The sequence below is a fragment of the Planktothrix mougeotii LEGE 06226 genome (assembly GCF_015207485.1).
Taxonomy (GTDB): domain Bacteria; phylum Cyanobacteriota; class Cyanobacteriia; order Cyanobacteriales; family Microcoleaceae; genus Planktothrix.
On sequence record NZ_JADEWU010000008.1, the window covers coordinates 1 to 19,885 of the forward strand.

Annotated in this window: 20 protein-coding genes; 8 read left to right on the forward strand and 12 right to left on the reverse strand. The window is 39.2% G+C overall.

Features of this window, described 5'->3' with window-relative positions; genetic code table 11:
* Positions 1-223: 223 nt before the first annotated feature.
* The 7 genes from IQ236_RS05580 to psb32 all read right to left on the reverse strand — a co-directional run bounded on the left by IQ236_RS05580 (position 224) and on the right by psb32 (position 6,429).
* Positions 224-832 carry a DedA family protein gene (locus tag IQ236_RS05580; protein WP_193868345.1) on the reverse strand — a complete coding sequence of 203 codons (609 nt, stop codon included), beginning with the start codon at positions 830-832 and terminating at the stop codon, positions 224-226.
* Positions 833-955: 123 nt separating this feature from the next.
* Entirely contained in the window at positions 956-2,233 is a 1,278-nt protein-coding gene (gene ahcY, locus IQ236_RS05585; RefSeq protein ID WP_193868346.1) for an adenosylhomocysteinase, read from the reverse strand.
* A gap of 206 nt (positions 2,234-2,439) precedes the next feature.
* On the reverse strand, positions 2,440-3,348 hold the full coding sequence (locus IQ236_RS05590; RefSeq protein WP_193868347.1) for a DNA cytosine methyltransferase: 909 nt from the start codon (positions 3,346-3,348) through the stop codon (positions 2,440-2,442).
* A 2-nt stretch (positions 3,349-3,350) separates the two neighbouring features.
* Positions 3,351-3,956 carry an SRPBCC family protein gene (locus IQ236_RS05595; RefSeq protein WP_193868348.1) on the reverse strand — a complete coding sequence of 202 codons (606 nt, stop codon included), beginning with the start codon at positions 3,954-3,956 and terminating at the stop codon, positions 3,351-3,353.
* Between the two features lie 155 nt (positions 3,957-4,111).
* Complete coding sequence (locus IQ236_RS05600; RefSeq protein ID WP_193868349.1) at positions 4,112-4,420, reverse strand: hypothetical protein; 309 nt, start codon at positions 4,418-4,420, stop codon at positions 4,112-4,114.
* Positions 4,421-4,558: 138 nt separating this feature from the next.
* Positions 4,559-5,596, reverse strand: a complete 1,038-nt coding sequence (gene obgE, locus IQ236_RS05605; RefSeq protein WP_193868350.1) for a GTPase ObgE — start codon at positions 5,594-5,596, stop codon at positions 4,559-4,561.
* A gap of 110 nt (positions 5,597-5,706) precedes the next feature.
* Complete coding sequence (gene psb32, locus IQ236_RS05610; protein ID WP_193868351.1) at positions 5,707-6,429, reverse strand: photosystem II repair protein Psb32; 723 nt, start codon at positions 6,427-6,429, stop codon at positions 5,707-5,709.
* Positions 6,430-6,551: 122 nt separating this feature from the next.
* Between psb32 and IQ236_RS05615 the strand changes: the two genes are divergently transcribed.
* From IQ236_RS05615 to dcm, 5 genes are all read left to right on the forward strand, one after another.
* Positions 6,552-8,216, forward strand: a complete 1,665-nt coding sequence (locus IQ236_RS05615) for an ABC transporter ATP-binding protein (RefSeq protein WP_193868352.1) — start codon at positions 6,552-6,554, stop codon at positions 8,214-8,216.
* A 3-nt stretch (positions 8,217-8,219) separates the two neighbouring features.
* Positions 8,220-9,371 carry an FAD-dependent oxidoreductase gene (locus IQ236_RS05620; protein WP_193868353.1) on the forward strand — a complete coding sequence of 384 codons (1,152 nt, stop codon included), beginning with the start codon at positions 8,220-8,222 and terminating at the stop codon, positions 9,369-9,371.
* 140 nt (positions 9,372-9,511) lie between these two features.
* Complete coding sequence (locus IQ236_RS05625; RefSeq protein WP_193868354.1) at positions 9,512-9,880, forward strand: hypothetical protein; 369 nt, start codon at positions 9,512-9,514, stop codon at positions 9,878-9,880.
* On the forward strand, positions 9,867-10,265 hold the full coding sequence (locus tag IQ236_RS05630; protein ID WP_228041440.1) for a DpnII family type II restriction endonuclease: 399 nt from the start codon (positions 9,867-9,869) through the stop codon (positions 10,263-10,265). Before IQ236_RS05625 ends, IQ236_RS05630 begins: the two co-directional genes overlap by 14 nt.
* A gap of 7 nt (positions 10,266-10,272) precedes the next feature.
* On the forward strand, positions 10,273-11,547 hold the full coding sequence (dcm, locus tag IQ236_RS05635) for a DNA (cytosine-5-)-methyltransferase (protein WP_193868355.1): 1,275 nt from the start codon (positions 10,273-10,275) through the stop codon (positions 11,545-11,547).
* Between the two features lie 182 nt (positions 11,548-11,729).
* On the opposite strand, the gene galE is transcribed toward dcm, so the two are convergent.
* From galE to petB, 5 genes are all read right to left on the reverse strand, one after another.
* Positions 11,730-12,728 (reverse strand): UDP-glucose 4-epimerase GalE, encoded by a 999-nt coding sequence (galE, locus tag IQ236_RS05640; RefSeq protein ID WP_193868356.1) that lies wholly within the window; start codon positions 12,726-12,728, stop codon positions 11,730-11,732.
* Between the two features lie 32 nt (positions 12,729-12,760).
* Positions 12,761-13,141: a hypothetical protein gene (locus IQ236_RS05645; RefSeq protein ID WP_193868357.1), complete on the reverse strand. Its 381-nt coding sequence runs from the start codon at positions 13,139-13,141 to the stop codon at positions 12,761-12,763.
* 82 nt (positions 13,142-13,223) lie between these two features.
* Positions 13,224-14,414: a glycosyltransferase gene (locus IQ236_RS05650; RefSeq protein WP_193868358.1), complete on the reverse strand. Its 1,191-nt coding sequence runs from the start codon at positions 14,412-14,414 to the stop codon at positions 13,224-13,226.
* A gap of 242 nt (positions 14,415-14,656) precedes the next feature.
* On the reverse strand, positions 14,657-15,136 hold the full coding sequence (petD, locus tag IQ236_RS05655) for a cytochrome b6-f complex subunit IV (protein ID WP_190518089.1): 480 nt from the start codon (positions 15,134-15,136) through the stop codon (positions 14,657-14,659).
* A gap of 186 nt (positions 15,137-15,322) precedes the next feature.
* A complete protein-coding gene (gene petB / locus IQ236_RS05660) occupies positions 15,323-15,991 on the reverse strand; it encodes a cytochrome b6 (RefSeq protein WP_190518091.1) in 669 nt (222 codons plus the stop codon).
* 499 nt (positions 15,992-16,490) lie between these two features.
* On the opposite strand from petB, the gene ctpA reads away from it, so the two are divergent.
* The 3 genes from ctpA (at position 16,491) to IQ236_RS05675 (ending at position 19,843) form a co-directional block, all read left to right on the forward strand.
* Positions 16,491-17,729 (forward strand): carboxyl-terminal processing protease CtpA, encoded by a 1,239-nt coding sequence (gene ctpA, locus IQ236_RS05665; protein ID WP_193868359.1) that lies wholly within the window; start codon positions 16,491-16,493, stop codon positions 17,727-17,729.
* Between the two features lie 78 nt (positions 17,730-17,807).
* Entirely contained in the window at positions 17,808-19,247 is a 1,440-nt protein-coding gene (locus IQ236_RS05670) for a dihydrolipoyl dehydrogenase family protein (RefSeq protein ID WP_193868360.1), read from the forward strand.
* 119 nt (positions 19,248-19,366) lie between these two features.
* Complete coding sequence (locus IQ236_RS05675; RefSeq protein WP_228041441.1) at positions 19,367-19,843, forward strand: pentapeptide repeat-containing protein; 477 nt, start codon at positions 19,367-19,369, stop codon at positions 19,841-19,843.
* The last annotated feature ends 42 nt before the right edge of the window (positions 19,844-19,885 follow it).

Consider the following 19,885-nt stretch of genomic DNA (forward strand, 5'->3'; position numbering starts at 1 on the left):
ATATTTGGGGTGTTGTTTGGGCGGGATGGATAATCACCCAATTTTAGAAATAAGGGTTATATTTGGGGTGTTGTTTGGGCGGGATGGATAATCACCCAATTTTAGAAATAAGGGTTATATTTGGGGTGTTGTTTGGGCGGGATGGATAATCACCCAATTTTAGAAATAAGGGTTATATTTGGGGTTGGGTTTGGGCGGTGAGACCCCGCCCCTATGGGGTAGATTATTCTGCATTTTTTCTCATATTTCTACGCAAAATCCATAGTCCAAACCAAATGACTAAACTTAATAACACAATTTTAGAAACGGGCCCTAAATATTCATCAACTAACTCATAATGGTCGCCTAACAAATAGCCTGCGCCTGTTAAGAAACTCACCCAGAGAGCAGTGCCAATGGTAGAATAGATAATAAAGGGAATTAACGGCATATCATTAAGTCCCGCAGGTAAGGAAATAATAGTTCTAACCCCAGGAACTAAACGACATAAAAAAACGGCTCTGCCGCCATATCGAGTAAACCAATTATTCGCTTTATCGATATCTGCACCCGACACTGTAATCCATTTTCCGTATTTATCTGCTAACTGTCTTAAGCGTTCTTCTCCAACGAATTTACCTGCATAATACCAAGGAAATGCCCCTAATATTGTTCCGATAATTCCTGCTAAAATAGCAGGTATCATTTCCATTTTTCCCTGGGAAACCGTATAACCGGCTAAGGGCATAATTAACTCAGACGGAATGGGGGGAAACAGATTTTCTAAAAACATTAATAAACCAATTCCCAGATATCCCAGGGAAACCATTGTATTCGTAATCCATTCAGTCATAATCTTTTTTTAAAAGTGTAGTTGCTAAAATTAGAAACCGGGTTTCTGAAGGAAAACTTTGATTTCATTCCCTAAATAACTCAGAAACCCGGTTTCTTCGGTGAAATTCACCTTAAAATCAATTTATGTTCCCGATGTCCAAGAATTGATATATTCAATTTGTTCGGCGGTGAGGCTATCAATTTTAATCCCCATAGCCACCAGTTTCAAACGAGCAATTTCTTCATCAACATCCTTGGGAATGGAATGAATACCTGCTTCTAATTCGCCTTGATTTTTGACTAAATATTCACAAGCTAAGGCTTGGTTGGCGAAACTCATATCCATCACCGCACTCGGATGTCCTTCGGCGGCGGCTAAGTTAATTAAACGTCCTTCTCCTAACACAACAACGGATTTACCGTTTTTGAGTTTATATTCTTGGGTGAAGTTACGAACTTCTTTAATTTCTGTTGCTTTAGATGCCAAAGTTTTCAGGTCAATTTCAATATCAAAGTGACCGGAATTACACACCATTGCGCCATCTTTCATGACGTCAAAATGTTCACCGCGAATAACGTGCTTATTGCCTGTAACGGTAATAAAAATATCGCCTAAAGGTGCAGCTTCTTCCATCGGCATCACTCTGAACCCATCCATCACCGCTTCAATAGCGCGAACCGAGTCAATTTCCGTTACAATCACGTTAGCACCTAAACCCCGTGCCCGCAATGCTGTACCTTTTCCACACCAACCATAACCCGCAACTACAATATTTTTACCCGCTAATAAAATATTAGTGGCGCGGATAATTCCATCTAAAGTGGATTGACCTGTACCATAACGGTTATCAAAGAAATGCTTGGTATCAGCATCATTAACGTTCATGGCGGGGAAGGTTAACACGCCATCTCTTAACATCGCTTTTAAACGGACAATTCCGGTGGTGGTTTCTTCCGTTGTGCCAATAATATCCTTAATTTGATCTTGACGTTCTTGAATTAAGGTCGCCACCACATCACTACCATCATCAATAATAATATTAGGACGATGATCTAAAGCTTTCTGGACGTGACGAGTATAGGTTTCGGCGTCTTCCCCTTTAATGGCATAAACCGGAATTTCGTAGTCAACAACTAAACTTGCTGCAACATCATCCTGGGTAGACAAAGGGTTACTGGCAATTAACACCGCATCGGCGCCACCCAATTTTAAAGCAATGGCTAAATGGGCCGTTTCTGTTGTAACGTGGCAACAGGCGGCTAACCGCAGACCAGCAAAGGGTTTTTCTTGGGCGAAGCGTTCTTGAATGAGGCGCAGCACGGGCATTTCACGTCCTGCCCATTCAATGCGTTGTTTTCCTTTTGGCGCCAGGGAGGGGTCTTTAATTTCGTAGTTAGTACGGACAGTTGTTGCAGTCATGTAGTTGTTTCCTAGACAGACAAATCGTTTCCAGTTTCAAGAGGATGCTAAACTTGAGCACCCTGTTGCTGACGTCCCTATGCAACGCAGGGTTCCTCGTCAGAATTCGCACAATTGTTGCAATTTATTAACCTAAAGCCTAGCGCGAAAGGTGTCATTCGGCCATAGGTCATCCAGAAACCGGGTTTCTCCAAGAAACCTGGTTTCTATTGATTTAACAAACAATTCAACACAAAAATAACACAAGGAATGCTTACACTATTCCCAATTAACCGACGGGCGGTTGAATAGGAAGTCACCATTTTAAACTCATCGGGAAACCCTTGCAAACGGAGCATTTCTCGTTCCGTTAACCGTCGTTGTCCATTGACTAATAAATAATTATAGGATGCTCCGGCTCTTAAGGCACAAGAATAAGGATAAGCACTAATATGACCTGCTTTATTTTCGTGCCAAATTGTCGGTTCAGTATCGATTTTTCCTTGATATTTTACTAAACGATTGTTACGAATTTTTTCAGACGCATAATAAAAGTCTGAAACTTGCGGTTCTAAAATATCGCTTAAGGGTTTCATCGGTATTTTTTGAACATCCCATTGAAACGGTAACGGTTGACGATAACCGACAATAAAAATCCGTTCTCGCTTTTGGGGTAATCCACAATCTAAAGCATTTAACACTTTATATTCAACAGTATAACCCAATTCTTCTAAAACTTCAATAATAGCTTTTAAGGTTTTTCCTTGGTTATGTCCAACTAATTGTTTAACGTTTTCTAAAACAAAGTAATTAGGTTTTTTAGACGCTAAAATCCGAGCAATGTCAAAAAACAACGTTCCCCTGGTATCTTCAAACCCTTTCAGTTGTCCACAAATACTAAAGGGTTGACAAGGAAACCCCGCCAATAAAATATCATGCTCAGGAATATCCTCTGCTGCAATTTGGGTAATATCTCCGGCGGGTTGTTCCCCGAAATTCATCTGATAGATGTTTTGAGCATCAGCATCAATATCGCAAGAAAAAACACAGACTGGATTAATATTCCTAGACTTTAAGGCTTGATTAATGGCAATTCTAAATCCACCAATTCCACAAAACAAATCAATATATCTCATTGCTAATTACGACGCTCAGATTCTTTTTTTATCGCCTCCAGAGTATTTTTTAAGCTACTTTCATAAACATTATAAAATAAAGTTCGGCTTGGAGTTGAACCTGGCTCAACATTAACTTGATGCAGAATTCGGACTTGTTTTGCAGAAATGGGTTCAATTTTCCAACTTCCTTGTAACCCTTTCAAATCTCCTTCGACTAATTTAAAGTCAATTTCTTTAGGATAAATTTCAGTAGCAGATATACGCAGTCTTGTGGTTTGATTAAAAACAAATGCTTCAATTTTATACACCTGTTCAAAGACTTTTTGATTTCCTTGAGACTTTAATAAATGGCTACTAATCACATTCGGTAAAAAATGATAAAAATTATTATAATCTGTTAAGACTTTCCAACTGGTATCCGCCGAACTATTAACAATAATTTGAGCCGTATATTGTCCATTTTTTCCCGTTAAACTTGCCCCTTGAGGTTGACTAGCAATTAAGGGGGAAGGAACCCATTCTGCTAGAGTCAGAGGACTATTAATTAGAGTTAGACTTAAACCAACCGCAGCAACCCATGTTGTTAGAAATTTCTGAGGTTTTTGGAGATCAAGTTTAAAAGACATGGGTGAGTTACTGCGATGTAAAATCGCGTTTAGGATAAATGTTAACTCAATAAATTATAACAAATTTCTATTATTTGTACAGTGTCTAGTAGCTTTATGATCCAGAAAGAAATGCACCCTCAACTCAATTCAATTAACTATTAATAGATTTAACTTCAGTATTGACAAACATAGACTAACATCTGTTGAGTTGCATTACTTTGGGGCGAATAAGTGGTATCATATTCTAGGACATACCAAGTATTGTTATTACAATTTGCGGCTGCATGAAGGGTTTCATTTCCAATGGTATAAATAAATCGCTTTCCTTCTTTTCCAGCATAAATACTATCTGCGTCAACGGAAATGTCTTCTCCAGTATCTGCTTTCCCCATATAAACCCAATTTTCAGCTAGGGCTGGATAGACAGCAGTAAAAATACTCATCATTCCACTAACTAAGATGCTAACTCTCGCTTTATTCATCAGTTTTCCTTTTGTGGTTAGACTGTCTGTATAATAGCTGAACAATAGAGAGAAGTTGGCTAAATTTTATAGAAAATTAACCTTTACATCTTTTAATTCAGCCTTTATTATTGTTAATATATCAAGTTGATAGTCAAGTCAAAATTGACTGACTTGTAACTGATTTTTTTCTGAAGCCGAAAGTTGATCTAACTGTTGCCAAACCTCTTGTAATAAGCTATCTAAACCTATTCCAGCTACCGCAGAAATCATGAAAATAGGGCTTTGATGGAATTGTTGCAATTGGGAAGTTAGTGCTTGAATTTCTTCGCTGTCTACATCCACCGCATCCACTTTATTAAATGCGACAATTTGGGGACGTTCTCCTAATCCTCTGCCATAAGCTTTTAATTCCTCTTGAATGGTATGATAATTTTCAATCGGATTACTATCGGTAATATCAATTAAATGCAATAATACGCGAGTTCGTTCAATATGGCGTAAAAATTCATGTCCTAAGCCTGCCCCTAAATGAGCACCTTCAATTAACCCCGGAATATCCGCAAAAACTGTCCCGTCTCCGGTGGGTTTTCTCACCACTCCTAAGTTAGGAATTAAGGTGGTAAAGGGATAATCTGCAATTTTAGGACGTGCTGCCGATAACGCCGAAATTAAGGTAGATTTTCCGGCATTCGGTAAACCAATAATTCCAACTTCTGCTAATAATTTTAATTCTAATCTTAACCGTCGATTTTCTCCTTCTAAACCGGGTAAAGCGTATTCTGGAGCGCGATTTCGATTACTTAAAAAGTATTTATTCCCTAACCCTCCTTTTCCTCCGGCTGCCACACAAAGCTGTTGATTTTTTTCAACTAAATCCCCTAAAATTTCATCGGTATTGGCATCATAAACAACGGTTCCTAATGGCACTTGAATCAAACGATCTGTTCCATTCGCCCCCGTCATATTTTTAGGGCCGCCTCTGGTACCATGACCCGCTTGAAATTTATGATTATATTGAAAATCTAACAAGGTTTGTAAATGTTCAACGGCGACTAATATTACTGAACCCCCTTTCCCACCATTGCCACCCGCCGGCCCTCCAGCCGGAACATATTTTTCCCGTCGAAAGGCAACGACTCCATCGCCTCCTTTTCCGCCTTCGACTTCAATTTCAACTTGATCAATAAATTGCATTTTATTCTGAAATAAATTTAGATAGGAAGTTAAACTGATAACTGATACAGACGCGCCATGGCGCGTCTCTACACTGATGACTGATGATGCGGCTACTTGATAACTGATTATTAGCTGCGATTTCCTTGGAAATAATAATAGGTTGCCATGGGAACAACCGTTGCTACGATTAACAGAACCACAACAATAATTGTAGCACTGGTATCGTTGGTTTCTTCGGCCGATTTAAAGGTACTGTCAACGTTAATATTATCTTCTTCTAGGGGTGCACCTGGATCAGGTTCTCCTGATAATACAGTCGCAATACGATCGCTGGCTGCAATAAACGCTTCATTATATTTATCTCCTTTACGAAGGGGATATTTTAAGGTTTCTTGGGCGACGCTTTTAGCAATTTCATTCGTTAATAAGGATTGGGTTTTTTCTCCAGTTTGAATTGCACTATTATTGTTGATTGTATCCAAAACTAACAAGGTTTGATTGGCAGCCGTTTCTGGAGTCGGAAACCATTTTTTAAACACTTGTTCAGCAAAACTATCAATAGTTTCTCCATAATCTAAACGATGAACCGTTAAAAATCGAACTTCATAGCCTGTTTTTTTTGCTAAGTCCGATAAGGTATTATTTAAACGTCCTTCCGTACTGCGGCTGAGAACGTCGTCCATTTCCACAACCCAAGTATCACTGGGCGAGGATAACGCCGGAACTTGATAAACCCCTGTTGCTAAAGCTGGAGTTGTCCAAAATCCAACGATAACCGTTAAAAATAGGGAAATCATGAATCCCGGTAATAAGTTTCCCCAATTTAATCTTGTTTTAAGCTGTTGTATCATTGTCAAAATTGATGATATAAGTGCAGGGTTCCCCATATTAATTATACAAGACAATGGTTGTCCGTTGTCCCTTGTGAGAGAACTCTCAACCACCACCAGCCAACACTATCCCCAGTAACCTTATGCCAAATTTGTTTGATGTTGAACAGTTGAGGGTTGCTTATCCCCACTCCCGAACGCCGCAAAGTTGGGCTGTGAATGATGTCTCCTTTTCCCTACAACCGGGAGAACGTCTAGGACTGGTGGGAGAGTCTGGTTGTGGGAAGTCTACCATTGGACGGGCGGTGATGCGGTTGTTACCCACCACCAGTCAAATTGAAGGACAAGTGAGATTTGAAGGACAACCCGTGTTTGATATGGATGCAAAACGGTTGCGTCAGTTTCGCGGGGAAGCGGTGGCTTTAGTTTTTCAAGATCCCATGACTCGCCTTGACCCGTTGATGACCATTGGCGATCATTGTTTAGAAACGTTAAAAGCTCATCGTCCTCAATTATCCAATTCTCAAGCTAAAAATAAAGCTTTAGAAATATTAGAAGCGGTGAAAATTCCTGCAAATCGTTGGTCACAATATCCCCATGAATTTAGTGGCGGAATGCGTCAACGGGTAGCGATCGCTTTAGCTTTATTATTAGATCCGAAATTAATTGTTGCGGATGAACCGACCACCAGTTTAGATGTCACGGTTTCGGCTCAAATTTTAAAGGAATTAACTCGACTTTGTGAACAACGGGGAACCGCAATTTTATTAATTTCCCATGATTTAGCAATGGTCGGGGAATATTGCCATAAAATCGCCGTGATGTACCAGGGAAAAATAGTTGAAATGGGAGCATCTCAAACGGTTTTTCAATCTCCCCAACATTCCTATACCCAATCTTTATTAAAATCGGCGTTACATTTACAGGATATTGAAAATAAAGAAGCAAATCCGACTTTAGAAACGCCTGGTTCCTCTCCTCAACCTTTATTATCCCTGAAAAATGTACAACAATATTATACCCTAGAATCAAGCTTTTTACAACAATTGTTTTCCCAGCAAAAGAAATCTGTGATTAAAGCTGTTGATGGGATCAATTTAGAATTATATCCAGGGGAAATATTAGGCTTAGTCGGAGAGTCAGGGTGTGGAAAAAGTACCCTCTCCCGAACGATTTTACAACTAATTCGGGCAACGAACGGCAGTGTCGAATTTTTAGGCACGGATTTAACTCAATTATCCCGTGAACAGGTCCGAAAATATCGCCGTCAAATGCAAATGGTATTTCAAGATCCCCATGCTTGTTTAAACCCGATGATGACCGTTGGCGAAAGTATTGCTGACCCGCTTTTAATTCATCAATTAGCCACACCAGAGGAGGCAAAAACACAAGTTTTAGCCATGTTAGACCGGGTAGGATTAACACCAACCCAGGAATATTATCAACGCTATCCGGGGGAATTATCCGGCGGACAACAACAACGAGTTGCGATCGCGAGAGCCTTAATGACTCATCCCCAATTATTAATTTGTGATGAACCTGTGAGTATGTTAGATGCCAGTGTTCAAGCCCAAGTTTTAGAGTTAATGTTAGAATTAAAACAAGAGTTTAATTTAACCTATTTATTTATTACCCATGATTTGTGGGTGGCGAGGTTTTTATGCGATCGCATTGCGGTAATGAATCAAGGTAAAATTGTTGAATTAGGGGCAACAGAAGACCTGTTTACTAATCCTCAACATCCCTACACCCAAACTTTATTATCGGCTGTTCCTTCCCTTTCTAAATTAGAGCAGGAAATTATTTAAAAGATGAAAAAATTAGTCTTAATTGGTGGAGGACATAGCCATGCGATCGCCCTGAAAAAATGGGGGATCAATCCTTTATCAGAAGTTGAATTAACCTTAATTACAAATGTTGTAAAAACTCCTTATTCAGGGATGTTACCCGGTTATATTGCCGGGTTTTATACCTTTGATCAATGCCATATCGATTTACCATCCTTAGCTGAATTTGCCCAAGCTAAACTTTATATTGATCAAGCCATTAATTTAGATTTAGAAAAAAATCTAGTGATTTGTCAAAATCATTCTCCTATTCCCTTTGATTTTGTATCGATTGATATTGGCAGTACCCCCGCAACCTTAACCATTCCCGGCGCAAGAGAACAGACTATTGCTGTTAAACCCATCTCCAAATTTTTGCAACATTGGCAGCAATTAATTCATGAAATTCAACAAAATCCTCAGCAAAAAATCCGGTTAGCCATTATTGGAGGAGGTGCGGGAGGAGTAGAATTAGCGTTTAATATTCACAGTCATCTCACGCAAATTTATCAACAAGCAAATCAACCCTTAAATCAGTTAGAATTACATCTGATACATCAAGGTGAACGCTTATTATCTGAACGTCACCCGTCCTTAAGTCAAAAAGTAGAAACGATTCTAAAAAATCGGAATATTTATTTACACTTAAATCAAACCGTTGATCAAGTTGAAGCAACTCAAAATTCGATTAAAAAAATTAACTGTAAATCAGGATTAACCTTAGACTGCGATCGCATTTTTTGGGTAACACAAGCATCAGCATCCCCTTGGTTAAAACAAACCGGACTAACAACCAATGAACAAGGATTTATTCTAGTCAATGATAACTTACAATCTATTTCCCATCCCCAAGTTTTCGCCACCGGAGATATCGCCACAATGGTTAATTATCCCCGACCCAAAGCCGGAGTTTTTGCAGTCCGTCAAGGTCAACCCTTATTAGATAATTTAAAACGAAGTTTACAAGAAAAACCGCTTAAACCCTTTATTCCTCAACAGGAATTTTTAATTTTAATTGGGACAGGAGATCAAAAAGCGATCGCCTCTAAGGGATGGTTTAATATAGGGCCGAATTCGTTATTATGGCGATGGAAAGATTATATTGATCAAAAGTTTATGGAACAATTTAGGCTGTAATATTAAAGTTTAAACTGTTTCATGGAATAAAAAATTAAATTATAGTAATAATGCTAATTTACAACAAACTTTATGATATATTAACAGTCACACCAAAGAATATAATAATAAGTTCAAAATAGAGTGAGGTAAACGCCAGAGTGAGCAAATATAAACGTAGTTTAGTAGAACTTCAAGAAAAAGCCGTTTTATACTGGCCAGGAGAACTACTTGATCAAGCAGGTGAAGCGAGTGTCCTTCCTCTATTACTCAAAACACAAGATAAATTTATTAGTATTCTAACTCTTGCTGATTCTGAGCCTGAATCTTGGCAAAAATTTGTTGATCTTTCTCTGGATATCCCAGGAAACGTTTTTCTTAAACATTTGATGGTTTTGAGTGATTTAGGTGGAGAATCTTTAAATAAGTATCCGCCTATTAGTAAGTATTTTAAAAATAATCAGATGGATTATATATGGAAAACAAAAAATTATTCCTATCAATTCAAGGTTGTTTTTGAAATCAACTAAACTGGGGGGTCTAGTCGAAAAATTTGTTATCCGTGTTTTAAAAGAAGAATTACCGGATACTTTTGAAATCACTAAATCCAAAGAGATAGAAGGCAAAACATTTGATATTGTTGTTTCTAGTCCCAATAATCAATTATTTGGTATTGAAGCGAGTTTTCAGTATACAACAAATAGTACAATTGAACGGAAATCAAGAGAAGCTGAAAATCTGGCAAAGTTATTACATAATGCTGGTCATTTCATTTGTTATGTTATAGATGGAGCCGGCAATATTAACATTAGAAAAAATGCAGTAAGTACAATTTGTCTTTCTAGTGATTGTACTGTAGCTTTCTCAAAGGAAGAAATTCAACTATTAGCCAACTTTATTAAAGAAAATTCATAATATTACAATGAAAACCCTTAAATTTATTGATTTATTTGCCGGAATTGGGGGAATCCGACTTGCTTTTGAAACAGCAGCTTCATCATTAGGATTTCAACCTCAATGTTTACTGAGTAGCGAAATTAATCAAGATTCAAGATGGGTTTATCAAGCTAATTTTAAAGAAAACCCTTTAGGTGATATTAGAACAATTGAACAATTACCGGAACATGATGTTTTACTGGCGGGTTTTCCTTGTCAATCTTTTTCTTATGCAGGTAAAAAAGAAGGCTTTGGGGATACGAGAGGAACATTATTTTTTGAGATCATGAGATTAATAGATACCAATAAACCTCAGATTATAATATTAGAGAATGTACGAGGAATTCAGACCAATGATCAAGGTAAAACCATTCAAACGATAGAATATGAAATTAAAAAAAGAGGCTATAGTTTTCAATTTTTTTTATTGAATAGCTGCAATTTCGGTTTACCTCAAAATCGATTAAGAGCTTATATGATTGCAGTCTTAGGACAAGCCCCAAAATTAAATATTATCTCTGATACAGGGCCACAGGATTCTCATTCTTATATCCAGCAACTTTCTCTATTTCAACACCATCAATTTTCCAGCGTCAAAACAATTTTAGAAGATGATCCTGATCCTAAATATGATTGTTCTCCTGTTTTTATTGAACAGTTAAAAAAACATTTGAAAGGTGATTTAGAAAAGCTACATGGAAAAAGATTAATTGATTATCGCGGAGGAAACTCGATACACTCTTGGGAATTGGGTTTAAAAGGAGAATGTAGTCCCCAGGAAATTGAGTTAATGAATCGTTTTATTTTGAAAAGACGGAATAAAGAGTTTGGGGAGGAACAAGATGGAAAACTTTTAACGAAAGCTCAAATCGCTACGTTTTTTAATCCTCCTGATTTAGATGATATTCTTCAATCATTAGTCAATAAAAAATATCTTAAAGTTATTAATCATCAATATAAACCTGTTAGTGGTAATTTTTCGTTTGAGGTATATAAATTTTTAGATCCTGAATCAATTGCTGTGACTTTAGTAGCCAGTGATGCGAATAAGTTAGGGGTTTATCATAATCATCGTGTTCGTCGGATTACGCCGCGTGAAGCGGCTCGTTTACAAGGTTTTCCCGATCATTTTTGTCTACATTATCATGATGATAAGGCTTATTATCAATTGGGAAATTCTGTTAGTATTAATGTAGTGGAGTTTATTGTTAATGAAGTTTTGCTAAAGGTATTTGTTGGTGCGATCACCTCACAAACATAACCTATAATTCTTAACCATTGATAATAACCTGACGGTTTCTCTAAAAGGTTTAGTAAGGTTTGAGTATCCCTATTGGCTTTAATTTAAAAGGCGTTCTGTAACTTGTTTCAATGTCCATAAACAAAACCTCTATGAGACGATATGACTGTTGAAAAAAAAGCCCTTAAGGGCTTTCTAAAAGATTAACTGTGTCGTTTTTGATGCCAATTCCAAGCGTGGCTGATAATATTTTCAATGTCAGGATATTGAGGATTCCACCCTAATATTTTTCTAGCTTTTTCTCCACTTCCAACTAAACTGGGTGGATCTCCAGGACGGCGATCGCATTCAACCGCTTTAATTTCTTTTCCAGTAACTTTTCTCGCCGTTTCAATCACCTCTTTAACGGAAAAACCCTTTCCATTCCCTAAATTAAATACATCTGTTTGTCCCCCTTCTAATAAATATTCTAACCCTAAAATATGGGCAGTTGCTAAATCAGTGACATGAATATAATCCCGAATACAAGTTCCATCGGGTGTGGGATAATCTGTTCCAAAAATAGAAATAGAATCTCGTTTTCCTAATGCCACTAATAACGTTAAAGGAATTAAATGGGTTTCAGGATTATGATCTTCTCCTAATAACCCGTCTGGGTCTGCTCCAGCCGCATTAAAATACCGAAATCGCACAGATTTGAAATCATAAGCCACATCAAAATCTGATAAAATCCGTTCTACCATTAATTTAGTCGCGCCATAGGGATTAATCGGCTTTTGGGGATGGTCTTCAGGAATCGGAACAACATCTGGAACCCCATAGGTAGCGCAGGTGGAAGAAAACACAAACTTATTAATTCCAGCCTCTTTCATCGCTTCTAACAGTGTTAACGTTCCAATCACATTATTGCGATAATATTTATCCGGGTGGGTGACCGATTCCCCGACATAAGCGTAGGCTGAAAAGTGCATAACCGCATCAATTTTCCGACTGGAAAATAAGTCATCCAGCAACGGCCGATCATTAGTATCCCCAATAATTAATTCAGTTTTTAAGACCGTTTCTACTAAATCTTGATGCCCATAAACTAAATTATCGAGAATAATGACATCATAACCCGAACGTTGCAGCGCTAGAACAGTATGGGAACCAATATAACCGGCTCCTCCGGTGACTAAAATAGAGGTTCTCTCTTCAGCCATAAATTTATTCTCCTCTGTTGTCTTCAATGAATTTACTCTTCTAGCGTTTGAACGGAAACATCAACCGCTTGCACATCAATGGTTCCTGGGGGTGTTAACCGACTAAAATGTCCCTCCTCAACTTTTAGCAGTTCTCCACAGTTTGGACATTGACATTGGGTGGCATTCAAAGCGGGAAATTCATGGCTACAAACGGGACATTGACCTTGAATGAGATTACGTTTTAACCACCACTGGACACCCCAGATCACCAAAATAGGACTAATGACAATCACGGCAATTAAAATTAGAACACCCTTGACTAACCAGCCTAGACCAATAGAGACCAGAATGCCAATTACAGCTAATGTAATCAGCCAGTTACTCAACCCTGAAAATTTGATTTGTAGAGTTCTGAACCGCTCTTGGTTCACAGCTATCTCCTTAATTATTCAAGCCAGAATATATCTGATGGGAATCTTAAAAAGTTAATGTTGACATCATCTTTAACTTCTATCATAATACTACTTTTTGTTGGAGCAACTGTTGCACTCGGTTTTGAAACGCAGGTTTGCCAAAACTGGCTAAACTTTGCTGACGTAACCAAGGCCCATTGCAGCGTTGATCTTCACCCTTCAGCAGTTCAATACAAGCTTGAGCAACGGCATCTACATCCCGATGAGGGACTTGCCAGCCTAATTTACCATCCTGTAACGGATCAGCCGAACCATCCCTATCCCCAGCAATAACGGGTTTTTCACAGGCCATTGCCTCTAAATAAACAATTCCAAACCCTTCTTGAGACGGCATCACATAACCCTCACAGACGCGGTAATGCTCGACTAATTCTTCCGTGGGAACAAACCCCGCAAATACAACGCGATCGCTTACCCCTAAATCTTGAGCTAACTGTTGGAGTCTGGGTTGGTCATCTCCTCGACCAATGACTAAATATTTAACATCGGGAAACACTTGAGCAATTTGGGATAAGGCGCGAATGGTGACATCAACACCTTTATAGGGATCACCTTTCCACAGTCGGGCGACGGTCATTAACACCCGTGCATCTTGTAACCCATAGCGTTCAATCAAGTGTTGCGGTTTGGGGCCAGGGGTAAAGTGTTCCCCATTGACCATACAAGGTAACATTTCAAACTGCTTAGGATTGAGGTGATTGGCAAGACACGCTTGATCTCGGCTATAGCGACTAATTGTCCAAATTTGATCGGCGTTTTGGAGTGCCTTTTGATACTTCGTTGGTAAAGGTTCCCACACTTCTTTGCCATAGGTTAAGACGGTGTAGGGAATTCCTAACGGTTGGCAGATGGTTTGTACCAAGTGGGATAAATTAATATGACCACATAACACGCGCTCAGGTCGTTCTTGGAGTAAATCTAGGAGTAAAGCTTTTGCTAATTGCAAGCGTCCCCAGGTGGGAAATTGGGATTTAAAATATTGAAATTTAAACAAACTTGATGGGGTTTCTAAAGGGTTAAAAGATTCAGGAGAATCGCGTAAAATTAAAACCTGACTCTCTGGATTAATAGGTGGCTTTGTCAGTTCATCAAGTTGATAAAAATCTTGATAAGCCGTTAAGATATCTTTAACATAGGATTGAATTCCACCTTCACAAGAAAAAACGGCTAAAAAGCACCACGTTAAACGAGAATGAGTTTGTCCTAGTTTGGGGTGTTTCTGTAATAGCATAGCTGGGTTTCAAAAATAATATTTTTTAGACACAAAATCCAAAATTGCAAGCTAATCTGGTTCAAAATTAACGGTTTTGTACGCTCTGGGCGTAATATCCTATATCAATAAGTTATACCAACCCCTGTTTCTCTGTTTACAAAAAACGATACCTGTGATAGTCCCCAAGATTTAGCCTAACACGCTATCCTGGTAAACTCACAGGTATCCGGTTGAAATAATCGAAATAAAAATCCGTTGGTTTAGAAGCCTAACGTTAAAGACTTGTCGATGGGAAGGGCGGCGCCAATTCCTAACCACAGCGTTACTAACGTTCCAAATAAGAAAACCGCACTAGCTACAGGACGACGGAAGGGGTTTTGGAATTTGTTAACACTTTCAATGAAAGGAACAGCAATTAAGCCCACAGGAATCGAAGACATTAACATGATTCCTAAGAGTTTATTGGGGACTACCCGTAAAATTTGGAAAGTCGGCCAGAGATACCATTCCGGCAGAATTTCTAACGGCGTAGCGAAGGGATTAGAAGGTTCTCCCATCATTGCCGGGTCAAGAACAGACAGGGCAACGATTAAACCGAAAGACCCCAAAATCACCACAGGGAATGTATATAACAAGTCATTGGGCCAAGCAGGTTCACCATAGTAGTTGTGACCCATGCCTTTAGCCAATTTAGCACGAAGAACTGGATCACTGAGATCCGGCTTTTTTAAGATGGACATGATTAAAAGTGCGCTCCTTTTTTGAGGAATCTAGCAAATCGTTGCTGGCTTTTCATTGTGGCTGCAACGCTCTAAATTCAGTGTAGCAAGGGCTACTCCCAAACCCGAAATTTTAGATTTTGGATTTTAGATTTTGGATTAAAAATCACAGGAGTAGCTGAAAAACCCAAGCCCTAGCCTGTTAACTTACAGGGGGCCAGAAATGCCTTGCTTCCGAATCATCAGGAAGTGGGCTAACATAAAGACGGCAATCAGCCAAGGCAGCACAAAGGTATGTAAGCTGTAGAAACGGCTGAGGGTGCTTTGACCCACGGCCGTACCGCCCCGCATGAGTTCCACAATGGTAGAACCAACAACGGGAATGGCTTCGGGAACCCCAGATACAATTTTCACAGCCCAATAACCGACTTGATCCCAAGGCAGAGAATAACCAGTTACCCCAAAGGAAACGGTAATCACGGCTAAAATCACACCCGTGATCCAAGTTAATTCACGGGGCTTTTTGAAACCGCCGGTCAGATACACGCGGAAAACGTGCAGGATCATCATTAACACCATCATGCTGGCAGACCAGCGATGGATAGACCGAATTAACCAACCAAAGCTTACATCCGTCATAATGTACTGAACGGAGTTGAAGGCTTCGGTGACGGTCGGTCTGTAATAGAACGTCATTGCAAATCCAGTGGCAAACTGGATTAAAAAGCAAACTAAAGTAATTCCACCCAAGCAATAGAAGATGTTGACATGAGGGGGGACATACTTACTTGTAATGTCATCCTCAAGGGCTTGGATTTCCAGCCGTTCATCAAACCACTTAAAGGTCTGAGAGTCTTTTATTCCCTTAGAAAACATGAAGCTAGAATTCCTAACAATGAATTGCTGTCAGCTATTGTTTTGCTTTCAGGAACCTACGATAATCAGCAAAATATTTGATGATCTGTCCTGTACTTGTTTTGTCCTGATGGTGTCGCCACGGATCAGTTCACAAGCTTTGACGAACTCAAGCTAAGTCCGAAACGCAATGGCATGATAGAGATGCGTTTAAGTCTCTAGGATTGATATCCTCTGCCGATTAATCGGGGGATGCCTGAGAAATTTGGCTAACAATCAACCATCACCCAGAGAAACAGGGGCTTCGGTTTTTATCCGATTGACAGCTTAGGCTAAAAGCCCGGTGTGTTCTCCCCTTTGATCAAAAATGTAACATAACTTTAACTCAATTTTCACAAAAGTCGTGAATCAACATCTGATGCTGAGAGTCCCTAACGGTCTTGGTTTAAAATCAAGTGGTCAAGGTTCCCCAGGGATTGATCTCGAACCCGAATATTAAAATAGCGATTAAATCACCACCATGTACAAGCGAGTTTTTCAGATAGCCTCTCTCATTATTCTGCAAATAGCCTTAATCTGGAGCACTTGGGTCACTCCGGTTTCGGCGTTGACTGAAGATCAAAAGATTTTTAGCGAAAGTTGGCGAATTATTAATCGCGCTTATATTGATGAGAGCTTCAACCATCAAAATTGGTGGTCTATCCGCGAGAAATGGATGCGACAACCCTTCAAAAACCGGGAGGAGACCTATCAAGCCATTGAGAAGATGTTAGCCACCCTGGATGACCCCTTTACTCGTCTGTTACGACCGGATCAATATCGCAGTCTACAAGTTAATACCTCTGGGGAACTCATGGGCGTGGGGTTACAAATTGCCCTGGATGCAGAAACGGGCGATTTAACGGTAATTTCCCCGTTAGAAGGTTCTCCGGCTGAACAAGCGGGAATTCAACCCCGCGATCGCATTTTGAAAATTGATGGGTTGCCCACTGCTAATTTAACTTTAGATGAATCTGCCGCTCGGATGCGAGGGCCCATCGGTAGCCGGGTGACATTAACGGTATTACGGGAGGGTAACACGGTTGCCGAAGATTTGGTTTTAATTCGCGATCGCATTGCTCTTAACCCAGTCACCGCAGAATTACGGTCTGATTTGGGAGAAACGCCTCTGGGTTATATTCGTTTAAGTCAATTTAGTGCCAATGCAACTGAAGAAGTCGCCCATGCAATTCAATCTTTAGAAAAACAAGGAGCAAAAGCTTATATTTTAGACTTAAGAAATAATCCAGGGGGATTATTACAATCGGGGATAGAAATTGCCCGCCTTTGGTTAGATGAAGGTACAATTGTTTATACCGTCAATCGTCAGGGAGTTCTCGGTAGTTTTGAAGCATTCGGTTCAGCTTTAACTCATGCTCCTTTAGTGGTTTTAGTCAACCCAGGAACGGCGAGTGCCAGTGAAATTTTAGCCGGAGCTTTACACGATAATCATCGAGCGATTTTAGTGGGAGAAAAAACCTTTGGAAAAGGGTTAATTCAATCTCTATTTGATTTATCCGATGGGTCAGGATTAGCGGTTACGGTTGCCAAGTATGAAACACCCAATCATACAGATATTAATAAGTTGGGGATTATGCCAGATCGGGTGATTCCAACAGAATCTTTACTGCTTCGCAGTCAAGTCGCAACTGCATCGGATCAACAATATCAAGCGGCTTTGGAATTATTGTCCTCTCAATTGATGATTGCCAAGAACTGATGAGATTACGGGAATGGGAAACAAGGAAAAGGGTTTTATTGGATTCTAAAATGCTGTTCAAATGCTCATTACCTGACTATGTTAGATTATGATTTGGTGATTTTAGGAGGAAGTTTAACGGGACGCTATGCTGCCTTATTGGCGTCTCAAATGCAGGCGCGGGTCGCTTTAGTTGAACCGCAAGAACTGACTTTAATACAGGGATATCAAGGGTTATTTCCGATTGTAGCTTCTCTCCAAAATCAACATCAATTTTCCCTTAGCAAGACAACAGATTCTGAAAGTAATTTTAAGGGAAAAAAAATCAAACAGTGGTTAGATTTAGTCAGAGCTAACCAAACAGAAATTTATTCTCCACAACGGTTAGCCACTGGGGGAATTGATGTGATTGTGGGGGAAGGAGAGTTTATTGATTCTCCTCGTTTAACGTTTAGCATTAATAACCGAATTTTGCGATCGCGAAATTATTTATTAGCCTTAGCACCCCAGCCGAAAATCCCTGCTATTGAAGGGTTATTATCCACAGGATTTATAACGCCAAATACCCTCGATTTGTTTTTAGAAAAACAGCCGAATTGGTCGGAAACGGTTTCTCAACGGTTAGCAATTATTGGAGGCGATCCCGCAGGGGTTGAGTTGGCTCAGGTGTTCACTCGTTTAGGGGTGGAGGTAATTCTAGTAGTGGAAGGAACGCAAATTTTAGCTCAAGAAGAGCCAGAAGCAGTACAGTTAATCCAAGGACAATTAGAAGCGGAAGGGGTAAAAATTTTAACTCAAACTCCAGTCATTCAAGTTAAAAAAATTGAGGATAAAAAATGGATTCAAGCGGGAAATACCGCCCTAGAAGTTGATGAAATTATCCTAGCTTGTGGGTCTAAAATAGATTTAGAATCCTGGAATTTTAACTTAATTAACGTTAAATTTAAAAACAATCATTTATGGGTGAATGAAAAATTACAAACCACAAATCCTAGAATTTATGGGTGTGGAGAGATTTTAGGGGGGTATTCCTTTGAACATATCGCCCAATATGAAGCCCAAATTGCCCTTAAAAATGCCCTATACTGGCCTAAGTTTACGGTCAATTATCAAAGCATTCCTTGGGCTATTTTTTCCCACCCCCAATTTGCCAGAGTCGGCTTCACAGAAACCCAAGCCAAAAGACGGTATGGAACTCAAGTTATTGTTGAAAGACAATCACTCAAACAGATCACTCAAGCTCAAATTTGGGGAGAAATAACGGGATTTTGTAAACTTGTTGGCTTATCTAATGGTAAACTATTAGGGGCTACGGTGGTGGGTTCTCAAGCGAGTGAGTTAATTCATACCCTTGCTTTAGCAATTCGTCAAGGGGTAAACTTGAAAACCTTAGCAGAATGTCCTGCTATTTTACCGACGTTTTCCGAAGTTTATCATCAAAGTGCGATCGCCTGGATTGATCAACGTCGTCGTCAAAATACAGTATTATTTGATGGAATTGAGAATCTATTTCATTGGCGACGATATTGGGGAAATTAAGCCTGAAAATGTTTAGGATCAGATCTCAACAAATGCTACAATCAAATTCTACTTTTTTATCGATGTTTTCAATCTCAAAAAATTTTAAATCTCTCCGGTTGATCAACGGATATCAATCCTTGACATTAATTAGTTTAGCTCTCCTAATTTTAACGGTTTCAGGTTGTCAAAAACCAGCGGCTCAAGTACAGTTAGGTCAAGATCAAGAATGTTTTGGATGTGATTTTAAAGGTAAAAGTTTACAAGGGCAGAATTTAGAAGGAGCTAAACTCAATAATTCTAACTTCAGTCAAGCGGATTTGAAAGGAGTTAATCTCAAAGGGGCGTTGTTAGATAATGTTGATTTTACGGGGGCAAATTTAGCCGGGGCTGATTTAAGCGGAGCCGCCTTAACTCAAGCTAATTTAACCAATGCTAATTTGAGTCAAGCTAATCTTACAGGTGCATTTATTCGAGGTGCTAAACTCAATAATGCTAAACTCAATGATGCTAATTTGAAGGATGCTGATTTGAATTCAGCCGACTTAACGGGAGCCAATACAAAAGGAGCTAATTTTCAAGGGGCAATCATGCCGGATGGTACAATTCAAAAGTAACCTTAAAAACAGAAATCGGGTTTTTATCTTTAATTATCTGTA